This is a genomic window from Ruegeria sp. BG3, assembly GCF_056538485.1.
On sequence record NZ_JBQFTE010000008.1, the window covers coordinates 115,817 to 135,840 of the forward strand.

A 20,024-nucleotide genomic window follows, 5' to 3' on the forward strand; every position below is an offset into this window, starting at 1 on the left:
TACTTTTTGACATAGGAATTAGCACATTGACCACTTCATGGTTGACTAAGGCATAATAGCCCGACCAAATTTAATGCTCAATAAATCGATATTTTGCGCACTCCTTTGGACTTGTTTTTCCGCCGTCTTGTCAGCCAGCCATTCGCACCGAAAGACACCTTAACAATTACCTACACAAATTGCTCACAAAGATGGTTCACCAAGGCTTCCGCATCTGACAGCGCCAGTTCACGCCCTTTGATTTTCAACCGCAATTCACCGGATGCGACTTCTGCCCAAACCTCTCCTCCACCCTTCAATGGTCTCTTTGGGAGGCGTAGAACTTCTGTCGGGCGACCACCTCGGCTTTTGCTCTGAGACGCATCCGACGAGTCACTCATTGCTTTTTCCAGGATACCCCATTCGGCCTTAGCATCCAGTGGACCTACTCCTGCCAAAGCGTCGCGAAGTACTGCTTGCGCCCCACTTCGAATGGCCGATGCCAGCTTTAGGCCCGCCTTCTCTGACAAGGCGACCGGGTGCTGGAGAAGATCGCCCAGGCTTTCATGAACCATTGCAAAGCTGCGGACCTTTGATCGCTTTGCTTTTGACGCAGCAGCGAACAGCACATCGACAGCCGCTTCGGTCGACGGGAAAACCCCCTGCCCTGCCGCCAGTACGGCTATGCGCCCTCTCTCATACGGCGTGAGATTGGCGCGCAGCTCGTTCTCTTCGACCATGGAGACATAGGCGCCCTGCCCCGTCCCCGCGTTGCGAACAAAAGCTGGGATTTCGGCGAAACGAGGATCCGTGCCCGCTAGCCGTCGGAATGCTTCAAGCCGTCGAAAACCGGAAATCAGACCGAAGCCGTCCCCTTCTGGGGTAACCTCTATCGGTGTTCTCAGTCCATTGACGCGAAGGGATTCCAGAAGCTCTGCCATGGCTTCTTCATCTTCGACCATGCGGTCACGTCGGATGAAATCGGCGTCGATCTGGTCAAGTGGCAGCATCTGGGCCACCAACCCGGCCTCTTGTGCATCCCGCCAACGCGCGGCATCACCTTGGTCCTGAGCCAGCGCAACACGGTCTGTAACAGCCGCCATTCCCCCAAGCGATGCTGCCTCGGCTGCGACTTGGGCGATGGGTGGCGGTGCGGATTTGGTCTCAAACGGGCTGACCGAGGGTTTCGCGGCGAAACCCGCCTCTAGTTGTTCAAGCGCCTCTGTATCTGGTGCAATCAGTCTTCTGCGTTTAGCCATCTGCCTGTCCTCCCATCTGCGCATCGCGCCACCAGCATCCGATCAGAACTTCTTTGAATTCAGCATAGGTTCTGTCGAAGGTCTCTCGTCCGCGCACATATGTCTCGCGGTTGAAGTCACGATAATCCGCTTCGTAGATACCGTTCACTTGTTCACCCGCTTGCCCGACCAGCGCCGTATAGTCCTGCCTGTAGGCATTCATGAAATCCCCGAAATACGCCTGAATGACATTGGCCATATCGGTCTGCTGACTCGCGTCAAATCTCGTGATGATCGCGCGTACTACATCCCATTCGAACTTCAGTTCGGGTAAACCCGCCGCACGTTGCGCTGCGTTCTCACCATCTTCGATGCTGGCGAATGTCGTATAGAGCATATCGAAGAAACGACCGGTGGAATCGAATTCAAGGAACGAAGCCCCCAGCGGCACCAACAAAATGTCCGCCGCAGCCAGCGCATTGATCGTAAGGTACCCAAGAGCAGGAGGCGTATCGAGGAAGACAACGTCATAGTCATTCAAAACGCCTTCATCCTGAAGGAAGTTCGTCAGACCGTCCCACAAGGGCCAGCTTCTCAGGCCCATACGCCAGACGGGGATCTGGAACTCGGCCCAATACAGGTTCAGTTGCGCGCCGATCAGGTCGATATTGGGCCAATGCGTTTTTTGAATCACGTCCTGAGGTGTGGTTTTCAAAGCTTCCTGCAGGGTTTCGTCCAGAGGGATCTCGGGCTGCGCCGCTGCCAGGCGCACGCGGTTTTCCTCCTGCACCGCGCGGGCATAGTCTTTGGCGACGAGGGGGAAGACGGTTTGCCACTCATCAGCAACCTGGCCTCCGAGTATGGATGTCATCGAACCTTGGCTATCCAGGTCGATCACCAACACCTTATATCCATCCAGGGCTGCGGACATCGCCAGATGCGCGGCTGTGGACGTTTTGCCGACACCTCCCTTGAAATTGGCTACGGCCACGACTTTGGCCGGCAGGCCTTCAGGTCGGTAGGGCAGGTATTCCTTGGTGCTTACACCTTCAGCTGCAAAGTGCTTTCGCAGAGTCAGTACATCTTCAAGGGTGAACCACTTGGAGCCTGCCTCACCTTCGCCTTGCGGCAAATCTGGGTTCGCTTTTAAAACACGTCGCAGATGGGCCGGAGCAACCGGAATCAGATATTTTGTGATTTCCCAAATTGAAAATCGGCGCAGTCGCTTTTCTCCATCCGGCGCATAGCCTCTACGGGCAAGGTCCTCGCGTCCTTTTGCACAGAAAGCTGCTGCTTTTGCGAATCGAGATGTGCCGATAGGATTAGGCAACTTCGTCGCTGCGATTTCCGGATCGAGGTTCAGGTATGGGGGCAGGGGAGGTTGGTTGGTTTTACTCACTGTCGATGCCTCAGAAAATGTTCGTCTTTGCGACGTATATCGGGAAATGTAGCGAACATTGTTGGAGATGACTATCCTCTTCCGGTATTTTTTCCACAGTTGATTGTAGCTATAAGCGGTTTCGTGGCGAAACCAATCAAAATCAAAGAAAATCGACACAAAAAACGTTTTAGTTTTTTAGAAGTTTTAGAGTCTTTACTTAGTAGAAATGTAATGAAAACATTAAGATAGATATACTTGAGTACCCACTTACGGTTCTAAAGGAACCATTTTACGGGATCAAAGGTATCCGTTTACAGGATATCAGGCGCCCAAGATCAGGAAGTAGGGGACTGATTCTCGGGATACTGAAAATCTACGGAAAGGAGACACTAATTCGATGGGTTTTCTCGCCGAGTACCGGGGACAAAGTCGGGATCGGACTCGGATTGATTCAATTTCTGTGGATAACTTGCGTGCGTGATTCTTAAGGTACCTGAATACGGGATTGCCTTTATCCCGTGTTTGGGTACCCAAAAACTATTGAAGAAAAGGTACCTTATGTGTCAGGCTTTAGCAAAATGAGCAGCCGGGCAGAATCATGCCGGATACACAATTGAACATGGATCAGCTTTCGGGCGCTTTGCGTCGAGAGACTGTTAAGAAAAATGTCGCAGCGATACACATCAGCGGCAAGCTTTCTCTGCTGCAGAGAAAGCTTTCGAATGTTTTGTTGATGAATGCCTATGATGCACTGACGACCGCGCAGACCCACACGATTGATGCGCGGACGCTTTCTATGATGGTCGGGTACAATTCAAACGACTTCGACACTCTGCGTGCAAGTCTGCGGGCTTTAGCGGAAACAGTCGCGGAATGGGACATGCTGGATGAGCAGGGGCGCCAGGAATGGGGCGTCTCATCCCTGCTGAGTTTTGCCAAACTGAAGGGGGGAGTTTGCGAGTATTCATACTCACCGGCGCTGGCGCAAAAACTGTACGATCCGAAGATCTATGCGCTGATCAACGTGCAGATTCAGCGAAATTTCAGTTCCGGGCATGGGCTTGCTTTATATGAAAACTGCTACCGATTTGTGCGGACAGGGTCGACTGGTTGGTGGCCCCTGGACGTGTTTCGTAAGCTGATGGGTGTTGATGGCAGCGACTACTACGCCAGTTTCAAACATCTAAACGCAAAGATCATCAAACCAGCGGTCACGGAGGTGAATAAAAGCTCGGATATTTTGATCGAGCCCGAGTTTCAAAAGAAAGGTCGAACCGTCACCGATATCCGTTTTCTGATCAAAGGCAATCCGCAAAAGGCGATGTTTGAGATCGATGATAGTGATGGGGTGCGCAATCTCGCCGTGTACAAAACTCTGAAGAAGCAGGGTGTGTCTGACCGCTTGGCGCGGCAATGGATCGCGGAGCACGGCGAAGACTATGTCCAGAAGAAGCTCGATTACGTAAAAGGGCAGGGCGGTGTAAAATCCACTGTCGGATATTTGTCGGCTGCTCTGCGGGATGACTACGAAGATCCCAAGGAAATTCCAACACCCGAACCTACTCCCGAAGCCATCGAGGCAGCGCGTAAACGGGTTGCGGAAAAAGCCTCAGAAGAAAAGGCATATGCTGCCCGAACAGCCGAAAGGCAGGCAAGGGCACGCAAGCTTGCCATCGTGGAAGACTTGGTTTCGCGGCGAAACCCTACACAGCGAGATGCAGACAAGCGGTTGTTCTTAGCGGGTTTGGACAATGATCTCGACCGAGAGCATTTTCGATCTCATGGCTGGCGCTCGGGCTTGAACGCCACAGCTATCTTCGAATTTTGGGAAGATCTGGAGCCAGAAGCGTTCGCTCTCTGATGCTCTGTCTTGAAGTCGCTGATTGACAAACGGGTAGAAATCGAACTACCGGTTTGTGCCGCCACTAGATATTTCCCTCCTTCCTCTCGTTTGGGATAGGCCAACAACCGCAAGTCAGTATCCTGTTGATAGCTTTGAAACAAACGCGGACCACTGGCCAACGAGGCACTATACCCAAGCGCGTCAACAGCCAGAACTTTTCAAAAAGTCTCAAGCTAAGTAGGTTAAAAAAGTGGCCTTCCCGCAATGCGCAAAAAGCGCAGGAAAGTATCACCAAGCTATTTTTCCATCTTAATTGTGAGAATTTGGAGGTTCTGTTGCATAGTTCAGAGAGCAACATGTTGTCTCTGCGGCCAGGGCGTACCAATACTGTTTAGGTCAGTTATTTTAATTCTTTAGCAGATATCAATTGGGCGAACACTAGACCGCTAGTTCCGCAGTGTATTCAGTCCAGAGGCTTGGGGCATCTGCTCACGCATTGAGGGTAGGCGGCGGAAGTCTTTCGTCTAAAGGGAGCTAAAGCTAGTGTTTTTAGTCGCTTCTAAACCGGAAGTTACCAAAGTGACCAACATGATCTGTAAGGGCAACTCACACCCAATATTTCACATCATAGCCAGGTTCGAGCTCAGCTTAACTATTAGATTGGGCTACACAAATTTGTCGCATCGCTCCAATAAGACCCTTCTTTTCTGTCTATGTGGAGTTTCAGCACATCCAAGGCTTGTGGAACGTCTCCGTCCCGAACGCACTGAAGCAACTCTAAGTGCTCCCGATAGGACTTAGCCATGTGATCAGGGTGATGCCCCAACCGGCTGCGCAACGCTGCCATTTTCAACGCAATCGTTTGATAGGCGTCATTCAGAAACCGATTGTCCGCACAGTCGAAAAGGCATTGGTGAAGAAGAGTATCCAGATAAAGATACTCTGCATCATCCGCTGCCTCACGGGCCGCTGTCATCCGCTCAACGCAATCGTCGAGCGCGGAATGAAGCGCCTGCGGGTTCGCCTGTATAGCTGAGGTCAATGCGGTTGTTTCAAGGCAGACACGTGCATCGCAAAGTTTTGCCAGTTCCTCGGGTTCCAGGTTGAACACGAATGAGCCTCTTTGCGGTTCGACGACCAGCAGGCCCTCCATTTCAAGCCGGTTGATAGCCTCGCGCACAGGGGTGCGGCTGACCTCAAGATTCTTGGCGATTCGAGCCTCAGACAGTTGCTCACCCAGTTCGAACTCGCCCTTGATGATCCGCTCGCGCAGGTTTTCGGTAACCAATTCCGTCAATGATTTCGGTCTGTTGAATGGGCTCATGTCGCTCTCCTCAGTTCGACAGTAGCAGGCCTGTTTCTGGCATACAATGTGTTAGTGTTGACAAATTAGCATACTGTATGCCAGTTTTGATTCTCACGAGGAGACGGCATTGGGAGGGGCGTCTTTGCAAACTCTGGAAACATGGATTGTTGCGTTTAACCGCGCGCTGGTGGCTTTGGCGCTGGCTACGGTCTTTGCAATAGTCTTCGCCAATGTGGTGGGGCGATACGGGTTCGGTACGTCCCTGGCCTGGGTTGAAGAGGTCGCCAGACACCTGATGATCCTCGGCGCGTTTTGCGGTGCGGGTCTTGCCTTGCGCGAAGGACGCCTGGTCGCGATCACCACAATTCCGGATTTGCTGCCCGACGCTCTGGCCCGAATGCTGCGTTTGGGAATCGTTTTCGTCATGTTTGCCTTCATGGCGACGATGCTGTGGCTGGGCGTCAAATTCGTTGAATTCGGCTGGAACAAGGAAACCATGTCCACCGGCATTTCGCGCGGCATCCCCTATCTCTCTATCCCGATCGGGTGCGCGTTGTTCCTGATCCAGTTGGCCTTTTTCGCAAAACGTTTCGTAAGACAAGAGTTTGAACACGGCCCCAGCGCCAAGGGTGATGAGGCGGAGGTCTAAGCCGTGGCAAAAACCCTGATCATCCTGTTCTTCGCGACGCTGTTTCTGGGTGTTCCGGTAGCCTTCACCATGGGGATCGCCGGCCTGTCCGCGATTTTTATCGACGGTTCTTTGAACCCACTGGTCGCAACCCAACGCATGTTCGCCGGGATCGACAGTTTCCCGCTGATGGCGGTGCCGTTCTTTATTCTCGCGTCTGAGCTGATGACGGCCTGCGGGCTAACAAACGCCTTGTTGCGCTTTGCCAACGCTTTGGTTGGGCATGTGCGTGGTGGACTGGGGCATGTGAACATCCTTGTGTCGATGCTGTTTGCGGGGATCAGCGGCTCTGCTCTGGCGGATGCTGCAGGGCCTTCTGCCATCGTCATGCGGATGATGCGCGAGGCTGGGTATGAGAAGAATTACGCCGGTGCCCTGTCTGCCGCGACGGCCACTATAGGTCCGATCATCCCGCCCTCCATTCTGGCCGTGATTTTTGCGATCTCAACCAATGGAGTGACGGTCGCGGGACTGTTTCTGGCCGGAATTGTGCCTGGTGTTCTGCTGGGCGTTGCGCTGGCCATTGCGAACCATATCGTGTCCACCCGCAACGGCTACCGCGGGCGTGAACATCGCGCCACTATGGTTGAATTGCGCGGTGCAACCCTGTCGGCAATTCCGGCTCTGATCATGCCAGCAATCATTCTTGGCGGTATCCTGTTCGGTGTGTTCACTCCGACCGAGGCAGGCGCGGTGGCCTCAGCCTACGCTTTGTTCCTTGGTTTCATCCTGCGCGCCTTCACGGTCCGCGCTCTGTACGCCGCTTTTGTGCGGGCTGCGGTGGTGACGTCCTCGGTCTTCCTGATCGTGGCGATGGCGTCGATCTTTGCCTGGCTGCTGACCTACCTGCAAATCCCACAGGAATTGGCGAAACTGATCACCCAGATCACCGAAAACCGTCTGGGCATTCTGTTCATTCTGGCGGCCTTTGCCCTGGTCTGCGGCTTCTTCATCGACACACTGCCTGCACTGATCATCCTGACTCCGATCCTCGGTCCTATTGCTTATTCCGCAGGGATCGACCCGCTGCAATTCGGGATGATGCTGGTGCTGAACCTGACCATCGGGATGATCACCCCTCCGGTTGGTCCGGTGCTGTTCGTGATCGCCACGGTCGGACAATTGAAAATCGAACGCCTGTCAAAAGCGGTTCTGCCGCTGCTGCTGGCTGAACTCGTAGTTCTGCTTCTGGTCATTCTTGTGCCGGGCGTCAGCACCTTCATCCCCAACTTCTTTGGATTTGCGAACTGACATGAAAGGGAGGAACCTCATGAAAACCATGTCGAAACTGATGACGGCGACAGCCGTTGTTGCAATGACGGCCGCCAGTGCGGCCTCGGCGAAAGAGCTGAAATACGCACATTTTCAAGCCGCTGACCTGAGCTCGCCGAAACACGCTGCCGCGCTGGCGTTTGAGGCCTGCGTCGAGGGCAAAACCTCGGGTTCGATTGATGTTCAGATCTTCCCTGCATCGCAGCTGGGAGGCGGGTCCGAGATCATGGAAGGGCTGCAGCTGGGCACCGTTCAGATGGCAGCGATTCATGACGGCCCGATCTCGGCTGTCTACAAACCCTTCTCGGTTCTCGCGATGCCTTATCTGTTCGACGATCAGGCGATGGCCTGGGCGGTGATGGACGGTGAATTCGGTGACGCGCTGGCCGACGACATGCGGGCGAAAACCGGCATTCGCAACTTTGGCGTGGCCGACAACGGGGTGCGCAACTTCACCAACAACGTCAAGCCTGTGGCCGAGCCTGCCGATATGGAAGGCCTGAAAATGCGCGTAATGACCGCGCCGGTTTGGGTAACTTTGGTCGAAAGCCTCGGCGCATCGGCAACACCCGTTCCGTGGCCGGAACTTCCCGGTGCACTGCAGCAGGGCGTTGTGGACGGTCAGGAAAACGGCGTGACGAATATCGTCAACGCGTCGCTCTACCAGCACCAAAAATACGTCTCGCTGGATGGCCATGTGTTCAGCTGGCACGCCTATCTGATGTCGGACATGTTCTTCGAAAGCCTGACGGATGATGAGAAGAAAGCCGTCGAGCAATGCGTCGAGATCTCGAAAACGATCCACCGTGGCATGACCGCCGCGCAGGACGCGAATGCGACCGCGATCCTGTCGGAGAAAGGCATGGAAGTGGTCCCCGTCAGTCCCGAGCAAAAGGCCTTGTTCCGCGCAGCCGCGCAGCCTGCCGTGCGTGAATACATCGTGGGTGAGATTGGTGAGGAGTGGCCCGATCGCCTCGACGCGGCTGTCGAAGCCTACAAGGCCCAATAACTCATGCCGAGAGACCGTCACATGACCCGCCAAACCATCGCTATTCTTGAACCCGGCTATGCCGCCTATGACACCGAGGCTTCGGTGTTGGCCGAGCAGAATGTTCAGATCGCGCCGGTTGCGCCGGAAACCGAGGCGGTCCCGGCCCTGCAGGCACTGGATCCAGTTGCCATCCTTGTGCGGGAACGCATTGTGGATGCGGCCGCCATCGATGCCTGCCCGAACCTGAAAGTCGTCGTCCGCTATGGGGTGGGCGTCGACAACATCGACTTGGATTACGCGCAGTCGCGCGGCATCTATGTTGCGAATGTACCAGACTATGGTGCGGAAACAGAAGTCAGCGAACATGCGTTGGCACTGTATTTGGCCGTGCAGCGGCGCATTCCGTCCCGGGATGCCGAAGTGCGGCAGGGTCAATGGGGAGTAGGGCAGGCGGCGTTGATCCCCAGCCGTGAAAACGCCACCCTTGGGCTGATTGGCTGCGGCAAGATCGGCCTTCAAGCAGCACGGAAATTCCGGGCCTTGGGGTTCTCTTCGGTTCTGGTGTTCGATCCCTATCTGAGCGACGACGCAGCCCAAGCAGCGGACGTGCAAAAGGTGGATTTGATCGACCTCTGCAAAGCGTCCGACGTCATCAGTCTGCATGCCCCTCTCACGCCCGAAACACGGCATATTCTGAACGCCGAGCGTATAGCGCAGATGAAGCCAACCTCGATCGTGGTCAACGTCTCGCGCGGCGGTTTGGTGGACGAAACCGCATTGGCTCAGGCTTTGCACCAAGGTCGTGTTTTCGGCGCAGGTATCGACGTGTTCGAACAGGAACCCGTCGACCCGACCAACCCCCTTCTGCACAGCCCCAACACGATCATATCGGATCATGCTGCCTGGTACTCTGAACGCTCGGTTGCTGTGCTGCAGCGATGTGCTGCGCGTGAAGTCGCGAGAGTTCTTGAGGACGAGCAACCCGATCACTGGGTGAACAAATGGTAGATTTCGTCAGCACTTTGCGATCTGCGCAAATTGTCCCGGTGATCCGCCATAGCAACCCCGAGATCGCATTGAAGGCCGTCAAATCCTTATTCCTTAATCTCGCCCTGATGCCGACTGGCGGCGTGTCTCCTGACACTGTGAACGACGGTGGGCTTTGCGTCGGCATGGGTGGAAATCTGCTGCCCGCCCAGGCGCTCGAGGCCGGTCACATCGACTTGGCTCGCACACAAATCAACGCGGCTCTTACGGCCGCAACTTTTCAATCTTCATAACGTAAGAGGATACTCTCATGAACACCCAAGAACTCGTTGCCGGGTTTCGCGACGTGGCCACCGCATCCGTCGCGGATGCTGTGGACAAGGTGTCCGGCAAGACCGGATTTCTGCCGGCCTCGATCAAGCCGCGCATCAATGAAAAGAAGATCGTTGGCCCGGCCGTAACAATTCTGGAAGGCCCTACCGATGAATTCCTGCCGCCGCAGCACGCACTTGACGCCATCGATGAATCCGAGGCCGGTTCGGTCATCGTGATCTCGACCAATGGCACCACAGATGTGGCGCTGTGGGGTGGTCTGATGACCGCCGGAGCCGTTGCCAACAAACACGAAGGTGCCGTTCTGGACGGTGGTGTGCGTGATCTGGTCGAGATCAAGCGCGACTATGACTTCCCAGTCTATTCCCGCTGCGTTAACCCGGGCACTACTCTGGGCCGCGTTCGTACGCTGGCTTCGAATGTAGAAGTCGACATGGGCGGTGTGATTGTACACCCCGGCGACATCATCGTGGCAGATATCGACGGTGCGGTTGTGGTCCCCCGTGAACATGCAGAACCCATCTTGGAAATGGCACGCGAGATTGATGAGCGCGAAGCCGAACAGGCACGTCTGATCATCGAAAGCGGCTCGCTGCGCGAAGGTCTGGCGAAATACGGCCGTATCTAAAACAACAAACCGTCCCGCAGGTTGCTCGCAACAACCTGCGGGACACCAGAACACAGCAAGGGAGGAATACATGCTGAAACGAATGCTCAACACGGTGGCCCTTACCGCCGTTCTGGCTACCCCGGCGCTCGCGAACGGGCTCGAGGTGGTCGCGGAATGGAACACTCTGCCCTATGCCGTCAAGGATGAGGCGACAAAATCCGCTTGGGAAGGGAGCGAGATCTACGGCAAAGCACTGGTTCAGGGCGCCAAAGTCGACAGCCAAGGCAACATCTATGTGTCCACCGCACGCTGGGGCGGGGCCGAGATACCCTCAACCGTTTCCAAGCTGGTCAAAAACGGAGACACTTGGGAACTCGAGGCGTTTCCGTCTGAAGAAATGAACAGCATGTCGAACCCTGATGGCCTGAAGGCCGTGCTTGGTTTTGAGATCGACCGCAATGACGTGATGTGGATCTTGGATCAGGGCCATGTTGCGGGCCCTCCGTTCGAGGAGGGCGACGCGAAGCTTGTGCTGTGGGATCTGAAAGAGAACAAGGAAATTCAGCGTTATGTTTTCACCGCGGAAGAGGCGGATCGTCAGTGTTCTTTCCTGAACGATCTGGCTGTCGATAACGACACCGGCTTTGCCTATATCGCAGACAGCGGTATCTTCTGCGATCCGCTGCATGGCGGTCTGATTGTCTATGACAGTAACACCAACTCGGTGCGCCGCATTCTGGACCAGCACCGGTTCACCAATGATGAGCCGAATTTCTTCTTCAACATTGACGACCGTCCGGTGCTGAAGAATGGCGGTATGCGCACCGGTGCCGATGGTATCGCGCTGTCGGGCGACAAGGAAACACTCTACTGGACCAACCTGACGGGCAATCACCTGTATAGCCTGCCGACCGAAGTGCTGCGGGACTTCGAGAGCAATGAGACAGTCATTGAAAACGCGGTTGAGGTTGCCGCAGTGCTGCCTTCCAACACCGATGGGATGACGGCGGATAATGCGGGCAACATCTATATGACCGCGCTTTCGTTGGACGGGATCACGAAGTTCGATGAATCCACCCGTCAGGTCAGCCGTTTCGTCCACCACCCGGAAATGAATTGGCCGGATACGCTGGCCTGGGGTCCAGATGGCGAGATGTATGTAGTCTCGAACCACCTGCATATCTGGGTCGATGGTGACATGAACTTTGAAGACCCCGAGATCCCGAACTTCCGAATCTGGAAGATTCCGGGTGTCGGCCAAAGCTATACGGCCGAATAATCCTCCCAAACCCCTTGGTCAGCCCACCGGGGCTGGCCCTTTTTTGCAAAGATGAGATGACCATGACCCCCGATATTTTGTGCCTTGGCGAACCGATGCTGGAGTTCAACCAGCAGCCTGACGGGAACTACCTGCCAGGACATGGCGGTGACACCTCAAACTGCGCAATCGCCGCCGCGCGGCAGGGTGCGTCCGTTGGCTACGTGACGCATATCGGCGCCGATACGTTCGGCAATTCCTTCATGGATCTGTGGAAGGCCGAGGGGATCGACACCTCGACCGTGCGTCAGGTCGCGGATGCACATACCGGGGTCTATTTTGTGACGCATGGAGCGAACGGGCATGAGTTTAGCTATTTCCGCGCAGGCTCGGCCAGTAGTCGGATGGAGCCAGATGATCTGCCAGTGGCGGCGTTGCAATCGGCCAAGATCCTGCACGTTTCGGGGATCAGTCAGGCGATTTCGGATGTTGCTGCCGATACCGTGTTTCGGGCCATTCAGATAGTAAAGGACGGCGGAGGCCTCGTGTCCTACGACACCAATCTGCGTCTGAAGCTCTGGCCGATCGAACGCGCCCGCGCTGTGACGCACGCGGCCATGTCAAAATGCGATATTGCCCTTCCTGGTCTGGATGATGCCGAGCAACTGACAGGCTTGTCCGATCCCGATGACATCGCAGATTTTTACCTGAACCTCGGTGCAAAAATTGTCGCCCTGACGCTGGGGGCCGAAGGGACTCTGGTTGCGACACCAGACAAGCGCGAACGTGTCAAAGGCCGCCGGGTAGAAGCGGTGGATGCCACAGCCGCAGGCGACACATTTGACGGTGCTTTCCTGTCTCGTATTGTTGCGGGCGATGATCCGTTTCAGGCCGCACGCTATGCCAACGCCGCTGCTGCGCTTTCGACCCAAGGGTATGGTGCGGTTGCCCCGATGCCTCGCAGCGACGCGGTCGAGGCGTTTCTTGCGGAAGAAGACTGATCCATGAAACACGCCGTTGTCATTGGCGGCACCCGAGGCATAGGCGCTGGTATCGCAGGGGAACTTCGCCGCAAGGGATGGCGCATCACCGCGACAGGTGTCGGAGCTGAAGAGGTTGCGGAATATGCCGCGCAGCACCCTGACGACGTCTGTGCACAGTTGGATGTGCGGGATACTCAGGCCGTTACCGCGTTCTTCGGAGAGACTAAGAAACTCGACGGGCTGGTCAATTGCGCAGGTATTCTGGCGCGCGGCGCGGAGTATGAGATCGAAGTTTTTGAGACAGTGATCGATATCAACCTGACTGGTACAATGCGCTGCTGTCTGGCCGCGCAACCCTTGTTGGCCGAGTCAGGTGGCGCCATCGTGAACACCGCGTCGATGCTCAGTTACTTTGGTGGGCCGCTTGTTCCTGCTTATTCTGCCAGCAAGGGTGGGGTGGCGCAGTTGACCAAGGCCTTGGCCGGGAAATGGGCGGAGGATGGCGTGCGCGTGAATGCAGTTGCACCCGGATGGATCGAAACCGAAATGACCGAGGCTCTGCGCGCCGATCCGGCCCGCAACCAACCTATTCTGGGTCGAACGCCGCTGGACCGTTGGGGCAAACCATCCGAGGTTGGCGCACTGGCTGCTTGGCTACTGTCGGATGAGGCTGCTTTTGTGACCGGCGCTGTCTATCCTGTGGATGGCGGCTATTCTGCAATGTGAGGAGGGCAACTGATGCCAGTACAAGGAAACGACGACGATCCCAGGATGCCTTATCAGCTGCCCTTCCCCAAAGATGCGCAGGAGGAGATCGTCATCCCTGAAGCCGTCGCTACAGACGAGAGGATCTGGGTGCCGCAAACCGAAAACGTCTCGTTCCGACCGCTCTGCTTGAACCGGTCCCAGGGGTACTGGATGAACCTGTTGCGCGTGCGGAAATCCGGGGTTCTGTCGAGGCATCGGCATCCGCAGCCCGTTCATGGTTTTGTTCTTAAAGGCCGCTGGCATTATCTGGAACATGACTGGGTCGCGGAGGAGGGCAGCTATGTATTCGAACCGCCGGGCGAAACCCACACTCTGATTGTACCTGATGATGTCGACGAAATGATCACCTATTTCCAGGTCAACGGCGTGATGCTGTATGTTGACCCATGGGGCAAAACCATGGGTTACGAGGACGTCTTCACTAAAATCGACATGTGCCGTAAGCACTATGAGGAAGTTGGTTTAGGAGCGGACTATGTCGAGCAATTCATTAGGTAGGCCGCTCAAACTGGCCCTGGTTGCCCATGACGCCAAGAAAGACCTGATGGTCGAATGGGCCCAGTCCCATGCTGACGTCCTAAGTCAGGCGCAGTTGTTCGCCACCGGAACCACCGGTGGCCGCCTCAGGGCCGCCTTGCCTGAGCTTAATGTCACCGCGCTGCATAGTGGACCACTAGGCGGCGACCAGCAACTTGGGGCGATGATCTGCGAAGGCCGGCTTGATGGTCTGTTCTTTTTTATCGACCCAATGTCGCCGATGCCGCACGACGTGGATGTTAAAGCCCTTAGCCGGCTAGCGATCGTTTATGATTTGCCCTTCGCAAGTAGCCCAAGCACAGCGGACTTCGTTCTGAGAGGGCTGACTGGACCAAGATAGCTTTAAAGCTTTGGATAATGCTAGGTTCTGTCCGACCCGTAAGGTCAGGATGCATTAATTTTCGTTGCGCCGCAGGATTCACGGCTTGGAATTCGGAGCGGTGGCATTAGCGGTTTTTCTGACTGAGCGACAAGCAGATGGCGTAGCGCCCCTCTTTTTTTCCAGCGCTAGCGCGGCAGACTACAGTCATCTATTGGTTATGAATACTGACCCCAGGAAACGCGTTTCCCAGATCGAGTTCCGTCGAACGGCTCATTTCAGTGAATGAGTCTACAACGAAGCGCCCCAAGGGTTCATGTGCTGTTTTCTGGGTCCAAACCATTTCGCTTTCCCATTTCGGCAAATCCAATGGCGTTGGAAAGACGTCACACCCCGCGCGCCGCGCAACCGGAGTCAACGACGTTGGCACCGTTGCAATCAAGTCGGATTGAGCGACGACATCGGGTAGCAGAGCAAATTGAGTGCAGGTCAAAACCACTTGCCGAGCTTTTCCAAGCTTCTTTAGTGCCTTATCTACAAAGCCGATTTTGTCATTGTTCAGTGTCATCAATGCATGACGAGCCTCTAGGAACGACTCAAGTGTCAAACCATCTCGGGTCAAAGGGTGATCGCGACGGGCGATACATACAAAACTGTCCGGCATAATCGTCCGTCGATGAAACCGCGCAGGAAGATGTCCAAATGTACCAATGGCCAACGTCACTGTGGCGGCATCCAATTGATCAATCAGATCCGTTTTGTTCATCGGTACGAAGATCAGGCTAAGATTTGGCGCATTTTCTGCAAAGTAAGTGACCATCGCAGGCGCCAAACGAAGAATTGCTAAATCTGAAGCTGCAACGGTGATTTGGCCTTGGGCGTGTTTGGGATCAAACTCGGTTTGCTCCAGCATTTGAGAAACGATTGTCAGCGCGCCTTTCACTTTTGGCGCCAATTCTTCCGCGCGGCTGGTTGGCACCATTCCACCCGGCCCCCTTTGAAAGAGTGGATCTTCGAACCTGGCGCGAAGCCGGTTCAGTGCGTTGCTCATGGAGGGCTGAGCAAGACCTATAGACGCCCCAGCGCGGCCGACATGTCGTTCTCGGTACATCGCGTCGAAGGCTTTCAGGAGGTTGAGGTCGAGAGAATTGATATTCATGCGGTGAATTTATAGCATTCTGTTTATCCATTTCAACAACTTCGCTCTGCGCATTAGGTATACGATCAGAAACAACAAACGCTCAGATTGCGGCGGGTCGAAAGCTCCAAGCGGCACAATGGTTGCCGGAGTATCTAACACCGGAGTTGGGCCTGGAAGAGTGATCCTTAACCAGCCAAACCAACCCAGAGCGGCGATCCGGTGCGAATGCCACTGAAGGAAAGAGGAGTTGAACTGTGACAAACGTTTTTGAAACCGCGCTAAAAGGCAAACATGTCGTCATCGTTGGCGGCGGTAGCGGTATGGGCAAAGCAACAGCTGAACTTGCAGCCAGTTTGGGCGCCAAGGTCACAATCTCAAGCCGCAACGAAGAGAAACTGACGGCCGTTGCGTCTGAAATCGAAGGCGACATTTCGGTCGCTTCCGTTGACACCACTGACGAAGCAGCTGTCAAAGCATGGGCCGCCAGCCTTAGCGAGGTCGATCATCTCGTCATCTCGGCGTCCAGCGCTGCGCATGGCGCGTTTGATGAACTGCCGACTGACGACCTGCGCGGCATGATTGAGGCCAAATTCATTGGCCCCTACGTGACCGCTCGCGAGGTTCTGCCGTATCTGGCCGACGGCGCATCGATCACGCTGTTTTCCGGCGTCCTGAGCCGCCGCCCATCGGCCGGCGCCACCGGTCTGGGTGCGGTGAACGCTGCTGTTGAGGCTTTGTCCATGGGGCTCGCGCAAGAACTGGCGGGTACGGCCCGTGTCAACTGCATCAGCCCCGGGATGGTTGCGACCGAAGCCTATGCAGGCATGCCAGAAGAGGCACGTGAAGGCATGTACGCACAGGTTGGTGGATCGCTCCCTGTTGGACGCGTCGGCAGGGCCAGCGAAATCGCTCAAGCTGTCATCATGGCAATGACCAACGATTTCCTGACAGGTTCTGTGCTGGATATCGACGGCGGTCATCTGATCAAGACCTGACAAACTCTGCGGGGGGCCGCATTGGCCCCCTCTTCCTGCTAAGCTCTCGCGGAGCTCCAAATGTCAAACTACCCTTGTTTCGATGCAATTGATTTGCGCGAGCCGGATATCTCTACCAGAAAGCCTGCCACTTTGAACGATATTGCCGATCAGCTTGGCGCTGGTGCAATTCTGGCTGAGTAAAAAACTCGGCAACCTGGATCTTTTGGTGTTCAACACCTTCGACGAAGAATCCACCTTTCTCTACCTGGGTATTTTCCTAAACTGAGACCTGACATGGTATTAAACCTTGGACAGGCACCGAAGGTGCTGAATGCAGCGGGAGCCGTGCTGTTCGGAGCTGTTGCGGGCATGTCGGTGCCAGCAGGCATAGACCTGAATGACCGAGAAGCCTTTGCGCGGAACTCTCCCGCAATGCTGCAGTACTGCTGCTAATATGGCTGTCAACTGAAAGGTTACCACTATCGCGATGATCGTCCGCGCTGGGGTTACCTGTCTGCCAGTCTTATGAAAATCACGCGCCCAAGTATCGACCCGACCTATCGGGCACTTAAACAGTTTGTGTCCTCGAATGTTGATCAGCTGTTCCAAAACACGGTTTTGACGAAGACAGGGTTTAAATGCCTCAGGGCAACAGTTTCAAGTTTCAGTGCAAAATCCCATGCACCCGAGATGTTTGTGATGGGTTGGAGATTCTCGCCGAAGCCGAAAAACATATCGACCCAGAACCACAAGGTCTCAGATCGGATTAATGCGTGCCCGTCTGCCCATATTGTAGCGGCGCAGTCTATGTGAATGTGCGAAGTGGCATGATTTACATCGACGATCCCTATCAGGACCAACTGGGCAGGCTGAACAACTGGCTCGAGCGGAAATCCGGTGAAAAGCTTGTGATGCGGGAAATCGGTGTGGAGTTAAACACGCCGGGCGTAACGCGCGAGCCGTTCGAGCGGCTGGCCGCGCAGATGGCCTATTGGACCCTTGTCAGCATCAAGCCCTCCGAAGCCTTTGGACCACCCGGTACGATCTCGACCGAGGCGGGTGTGGCAATGTTGGTTAGGCAGACGGCAGGCCAAGTTCGGATTTTGATAACAACGTTCCAACTTCTGAGCCCCTGCCGCAATAGCCGTTTAATACTTCACTATCTCTGGTGGGCGTGTAATTTCGATAGATAAGGAAGAAACCTTCTAGACAACAAGTATTGCCACATAAACCGAGAGGCTAATTTCAATCACTGAGCGTGATAAACCGGTTTTGTATTTGGAAGAGAACTCAAATCTTGTGTCCTTTACAGCCGTCTTTTAAAAAAGTTCCCTTCAGGCGGAATTCAATGAGCGGCTTATCGAGAACACTCGTGTCCTCGATGAGGAAGCCTTCTGCAATTCGCTCAATGAGCTTTCGGCCAACCGATGGCCGGCTAGTCAGTTTGTGAGTGCTATCCGGAATGACGCTCCTGACACCCGAACCACTTGTCTAACGCCCTTCAGTTCTGAAAAAAGATTGGAATTCCTTGAGACGCTCCTGAGCCCACGTGGTTTCTTTTCTTCCTTCAGTCAGTCCATAGTCGCATTGTTTCGGCAAAATTTGCTTGATCAGTTTGACAACACTCTTATCGAGAATGGTTGTTCGACTAGGCAATTCTACGGCCGATTTGCGCACGACCAAGAAACAAACGAAGAATTGTGAGTGGACTATTTTTTGTGATTAGGATTGGACATCTTGATATCCAAGGTTCTTTTTCCGGGGATATCCTTTCAATCTGTACCAGCGTTGGCGGCTTCCCACGAAAGTGTTTGTGAGAGACGAAGTTGTTCAACGCTTGTTTTAGTTTCGGGTACACCCGATCGAATCTGGACATCGAAATTATCATCTGACTCTTGATGGAGACTATGAATCCGTCAATTTCTTTCTTGGAGTTGGCCAGCGAAATTGCAAATTCGTGGGAGGCGTTAGGCTTGCTCTGGCCTTTGACTTCGGCAACGCAATGCTTGGTATGATCAGTTCCAATGAGTCGACGTTTGGTATTGCGCAATGTGTTGGCCGTGATTTTGGCCGCGTCTCTGTGCTACACTGGACTTTTTATTCTACGTCGACGGCGGCAGGTCAAACAGTTGAGCTGACATTTGCGCCCGGGTATGATTGCCAGCAAAAAAGCGGTTCAATCACGTAAGCAAGATGTGGCTGTTCGGCAGAGTTTTCCTATCGTTCAGCTAACTCAATTCTTGATTAAAGTACAAAAATTTGAGGGGTTCGAAGAATTTTTGTCTAGAGGCTGGTATCAACTTTGAATTTCGAAAGGAGCACCAAGACTGGATTTTGAAAGTACAGACGCTTTCGCTGGCCTCAATGTGCCGTTGCGGGGGGCTTCCAAGCAATCTTAACATAGGCGATTATAGAGGAGACTGGATGATTGGCCTGGATTGAGATGCATCGGTGAAATACGGGGGTAGAAACAAATTCTCTTCTTCTTATGCGTGAAATGTGCAAAGTTTTAAGAACGATCAAGAATTAATCAAATTGAACATGACATAGGTCAATTTTTGGCCTGCGGCAGTTCGATAAAGAGTTTGGTAAGTCTCGAGATCAACAGCGGACCGCAAGCCTATGAATAAGCTAGCCAGCCGCCGTGCCTTTCTGCGTGGTGCTCCGCTGCGCGAAGACCGGACAGCAATTATTCCGCCCGGCGCGGATCAGGACCACTTTTTCGAATTGTGCGTCCAATGTGACGATTGCGTCTCGGCCTGCCCAGAACACATCATCACCTTTGATCGGCAAGGCTGGCCAGTTGTCAGCCTTGAAGCCTCGCCCTGCACGTTCTGCGGCGCTTGCGCCGAGGCCTGTATGACCGGTGCACTGAAACCCGAAAACCTGAGTGATTGGCCGTGGCGGGCCTATGTCACAGCAGGATGTCTTTCGATGAATGGCGTGAGCTGCCGTGTGTGTCAGGACGTCTGCGACAGCAACGCGATCGGGTTCAAACTGTTACTTGGGGGGCGGTCGGAACCAGCCGTTGACCAAGAGGCCTGCACCGGTTGTGGTGCCTGCGCCAGCGCGTGCCCAGCGAATACAATCCGATTTGAGCGCCACGAAATACTCCCCCAGGAGAGCTTGCAATGAACATCTGCGGATGCCTTGTCCATGTCGCCCCCGACGTCGCGCAAACCGCCCAGGAGTCGATGCTAGGGTTTGACGGCGTCGAAATCCATGCCACTGCCGAAGATGGCCGTGTTGTCGTCGTGGTCGAGGACACGCCCGAAAAGCTGGCCTCCGAGACGATCATGGATCTGCACCAGATCCCGGGCGTGATCTCTCTGACCCTGACCTATCACCATTTCGAAGACCTCGCGGAGACCCGTCCGCATCTTAATGCTTCCTGCCAGACCTGAAACCGGAGA

At 54.6% G+C, this 20,024-nt stretch carries 22 protein-coding genes; 18 read left to right on the forward strand and 4 right to left on the reverse strand.

All coding sequences use genetic code 11. The annotated features are described in order from the left end of the window. Positions 1-170: 170 nt before the first annotated feature. Positions 171-1,238, reverse strand: coding sequence for a ParB/RepB/Spo0J family partition protein (locus ACR0AI_RS13845; RefSeq protein WP_480674819.1), 1,068 nt, complete (start codon positions 1,236-1,238; stop codon positions 171-173). Then, positions 1,231-2,616 (reverse strand): AAA family ATPase, encoded by a 1,386-nt coding sequence (locus ACR0AI_RS13850; protein ID WP_480675071.1) that lies wholly within the window; start codon positions 2,614-2,616, stop codon positions 1,231-1,233. Before ACR0AI_RS13850 ends, ACR0AI_RS13845 begins: the two co-directional genes overlap by 8 nt. Before the next feature lie 580 nt (positions 2,617-3,196). Between ACR0AI_RS13850 and ACR0AI_RS13855 the strand changes: the two genes are divergently transcribed. After that, positions 3,197-4,459 carry a replication initiation protein gene (locus tag ACR0AI_RS13855; RefSeq protein WP_480674821.1) on the forward strand — a complete coding sequence of 421 codons (1,263 nt, stop codon included), beginning with the start codon at positions 3,197-3,199 and terminating at the stop codon, positions 4,457-4,459. A gap of 637 nt (positions 4,460-5,096) precedes the next feature. On the opposite strand, the gene ACR0AI_RS13860 is transcribed toward ACR0AI_RS13855, so the two are convergent. Continuing rightward, entirely contained in the window at positions 5,097-5,765 is a 669-nt protein-coding gene (locus tag ACR0AI_RS13860) for a GntR family transcriptional regulator (RefSeq protein WP_480674823.1), read from the reverse strand. Positions 5,766-5,889: 124 nt separating this feature from the next. Here ACR0AI_RS13860 and ACR0AI_RS13865 point away from each other — a divergent pair, with 124 nt between their 5' ends. The 11 genes from ACR0AI_RS13865 to ACR0AI_RS13915 all read left to right on the forward strand — a co-directional run bounded on the left by ACR0AI_RS13865 (position 5,890) and on the right by ACR0AI_RS13915 (position 14,514). Beyond that, the gene (locus tag ACR0AI_RS13865) at positions 5,890-6,396 is read left to right on the forward strand and encodes a TRAP transporter small permease (protein WP_480674825.1); all 507 of its coding nucleotides are present in this window, start codon (positions 5,890-5,892) and stop codon (positions 6,394-6,396) included. 3 nt (positions 6,397-6,399) lie between these two features. Beyond that, positions 6,400-7,686 (forward strand): TRAP transporter large permease, encoded by a 1,287-nt coding sequence (locus ACR0AI_RS13870; protein WP_480674827.1) that lies wholly within the window; start codon positions 6,400-6,402, stop codon positions 7,684-7,686. 19 nt (positions 7,687-7,705) lie between these two features. Next, complete coding sequence (locus ACR0AI_RS13875; protein WP_480674829.1) at positions 7,706-8,716, forward strand: DctP family TRAP transporter solute-binding subunit; 1,011 nt, start codon at positions 7,706-7,708, stop codon at positions 8,714-8,716. A gap of 21 nt (positions 8,717-8,737) precedes the next feature. Then, on the forward strand, positions 8,738-9,706 hold the full coding sequence (locus ACR0AI_RS13880) for a C-terminal binding protein (protein ID WP_480674831.1): 969 nt from the start codon (positions 8,738-8,740) through the stop codon (positions 9,704-9,706). After that, positions 9,700-9,978: a hypothetical protein gene (locus ACR0AI_RS13885; protein WP_480674833.1), complete on the forward strand. Its 279-nt coding sequence runs from the start codon at positions 9,700-9,702 to the stop codon at positions 9,976-9,978. The genes ACR0AI_RS13880 and ACR0AI_RS13885 overlap by 7 nt, the downstream gene beginning before the upstream one ends. A gap of 17 nt (positions 9,979-9,995) precedes the next feature. Continuing rightward, complete coding sequence (locus ACR0AI_RS13890) at positions 9,996-10,646, forward strand: RraA family protein (protein WP_480674835.1); 651 nt, start codon at positions 9,996-9,998, stop codon at positions 10,644-10,646. A gap of 70 nt (positions 10,647-10,716) precedes the next feature. Further along, the gene (locus ACR0AI_RS13895; RefSeq protein ID WP_480674837.1) at positions 10,717-11,907 is read left to right on the forward strand and encodes an L-dopachrome tautomerase-related protein; all 1,191 of its coding nucleotides are present in this window, start codon (positions 10,717-10,719) and stop codon (positions 11,905-11,907) included. Between the two features lie 62 nt (positions 11,908-11,969). Then, complete coding sequence (locus ACR0AI_RS13900; protein ID WP_480674839.1) at positions 11,970-12,887, forward strand: sugar kinase; 918 nt, start codon at positions 11,970-11,972, stop codon at positions 12,885-12,887. Between the two features lie 3 nt (positions 12,888-12,890). Continuing rightward, positions 12,891-13,595, forward strand: a complete 705-nt coding sequence (locus tag ACR0AI_RS13905; RefSeq protein WP_480674842.1) for an SDR family NAD(P)-dependent oxidoreductase — start codon at positions 12,891-12,893, stop codon at positions 13,593-13,595. Positions 13,596-13,607: 12 nt separating this feature from the next. Then, positions 13,608-14,135 (forward strand): 2,4'-dihydroxyacetophenone dioxygenase family protein, encoded by a 528-nt coding sequence (locus ACR0AI_RS13910; protein WP_480674844.1) that lies wholly within the window; start codon positions 13,608-13,610, stop codon positions 14,133-14,135. Next, positions 14,113-14,514 (forward strand): methylglyoxal synthase, encoded by a 402-nt coding sequence (locus ACR0AI_RS13915; protein WP_480674846.1) that lies wholly within the window; start codon positions 14,113-14,115, stop codon positions 14,512-14,514. Before ACR0AI_RS13910 ends, ACR0AI_RS13915 begins: the two co-directional genes overlap by 23 nt. A 190-nt stretch (positions 14,515-14,704) precedes the next feature. On the opposite strand, the gene ACR0AI_RS13920 is transcribed toward ACR0AI_RS13915, so the two are convergent. Further along, entirely contained in the window at positions 14,705-15,652 is a 948-nt protein-coding gene (locus ACR0AI_RS13920; RefSeq protein WP_480674848.1) for a LysR family transcriptional regulator, read from the reverse strand. A 236-nt stretch (positions 15,653-15,888) separates the two neighbouring features. Here ACR0AI_RS13920 and ACR0AI_RS13925 point away from each other — a divergent pair, with 236 nt between their 5' ends. The 6 genes from ACR0AI_RS13925 (at position 15,889) to ACR0AI_RS13950 (ending at position 20,015) form a co-directional block, all read left to right on the forward strand. Further along, a complete protein-coding gene (locus ACR0AI_RS13925) occupies positions 15,889-16,629 on the forward strand; it encodes an SDR family oxidoreductase (RefSeq protein ID WP_480674850.1) in 741 nt (246 codons plus the stop codon). 60 nt (positions 16,630-16,689) lie between these two features. Next, entirely contained in the window at positions 16,690-16,812 is a 123-nt protein-coding gene (locus tag ACR0AI_RS13930; RefSeq protein WP_480674852.1) for a hypothetical protein, read from the forward strand. A gap of 93 nt (positions 16,813-16,905) precedes the next feature. Continuing rightward, entirely contained in the window at positions 16,906-17,064 is a 159-nt protein-coding gene (locus tag ACR0AI_RS13935; RefSeq protein ID WP_480674854.1) for a hypothetical protein, read from the forward strand. Between the two features lie 320 nt (positions 17,065-17,384). Next, positions 17,385-17,804: a hypothetical protein gene (locus tag ACR0AI_RS13940; protein ID WP_480701360.1), complete on the forward strand. Its 420-nt coding sequence runs from the start codon at positions 17,385-17,387 to the stop codon at positions 17,802-17,804. A gap of 1,429 nt (positions 17,805-19,233) precedes the next feature. Beyond that, positions 19,234-19,746, forward strand: coding sequence for a ferredoxin-type protein NapF (gene napF / locus ACR0AI_RS13945; protein ID WP_480674858.1), 513 nt, complete (start codon positions 19,234-19,236; stop codon positions 19,744-19,746). Then, a complete protein-coding gene (locus ACR0AI_RS13950; protein WP_480674860.1) occupies positions 19,743-20,015 on the forward strand; it encodes a chaperone NapD in 273 nt (90 codons plus the stop codon). The genes napF and ACR0AI_RS13950 overlap by 4 nt, the downstream gene beginning before the upstream one ends. The last annotated feature ends 9 nt before the right edge of the window (positions 20,016-20,024 follow it).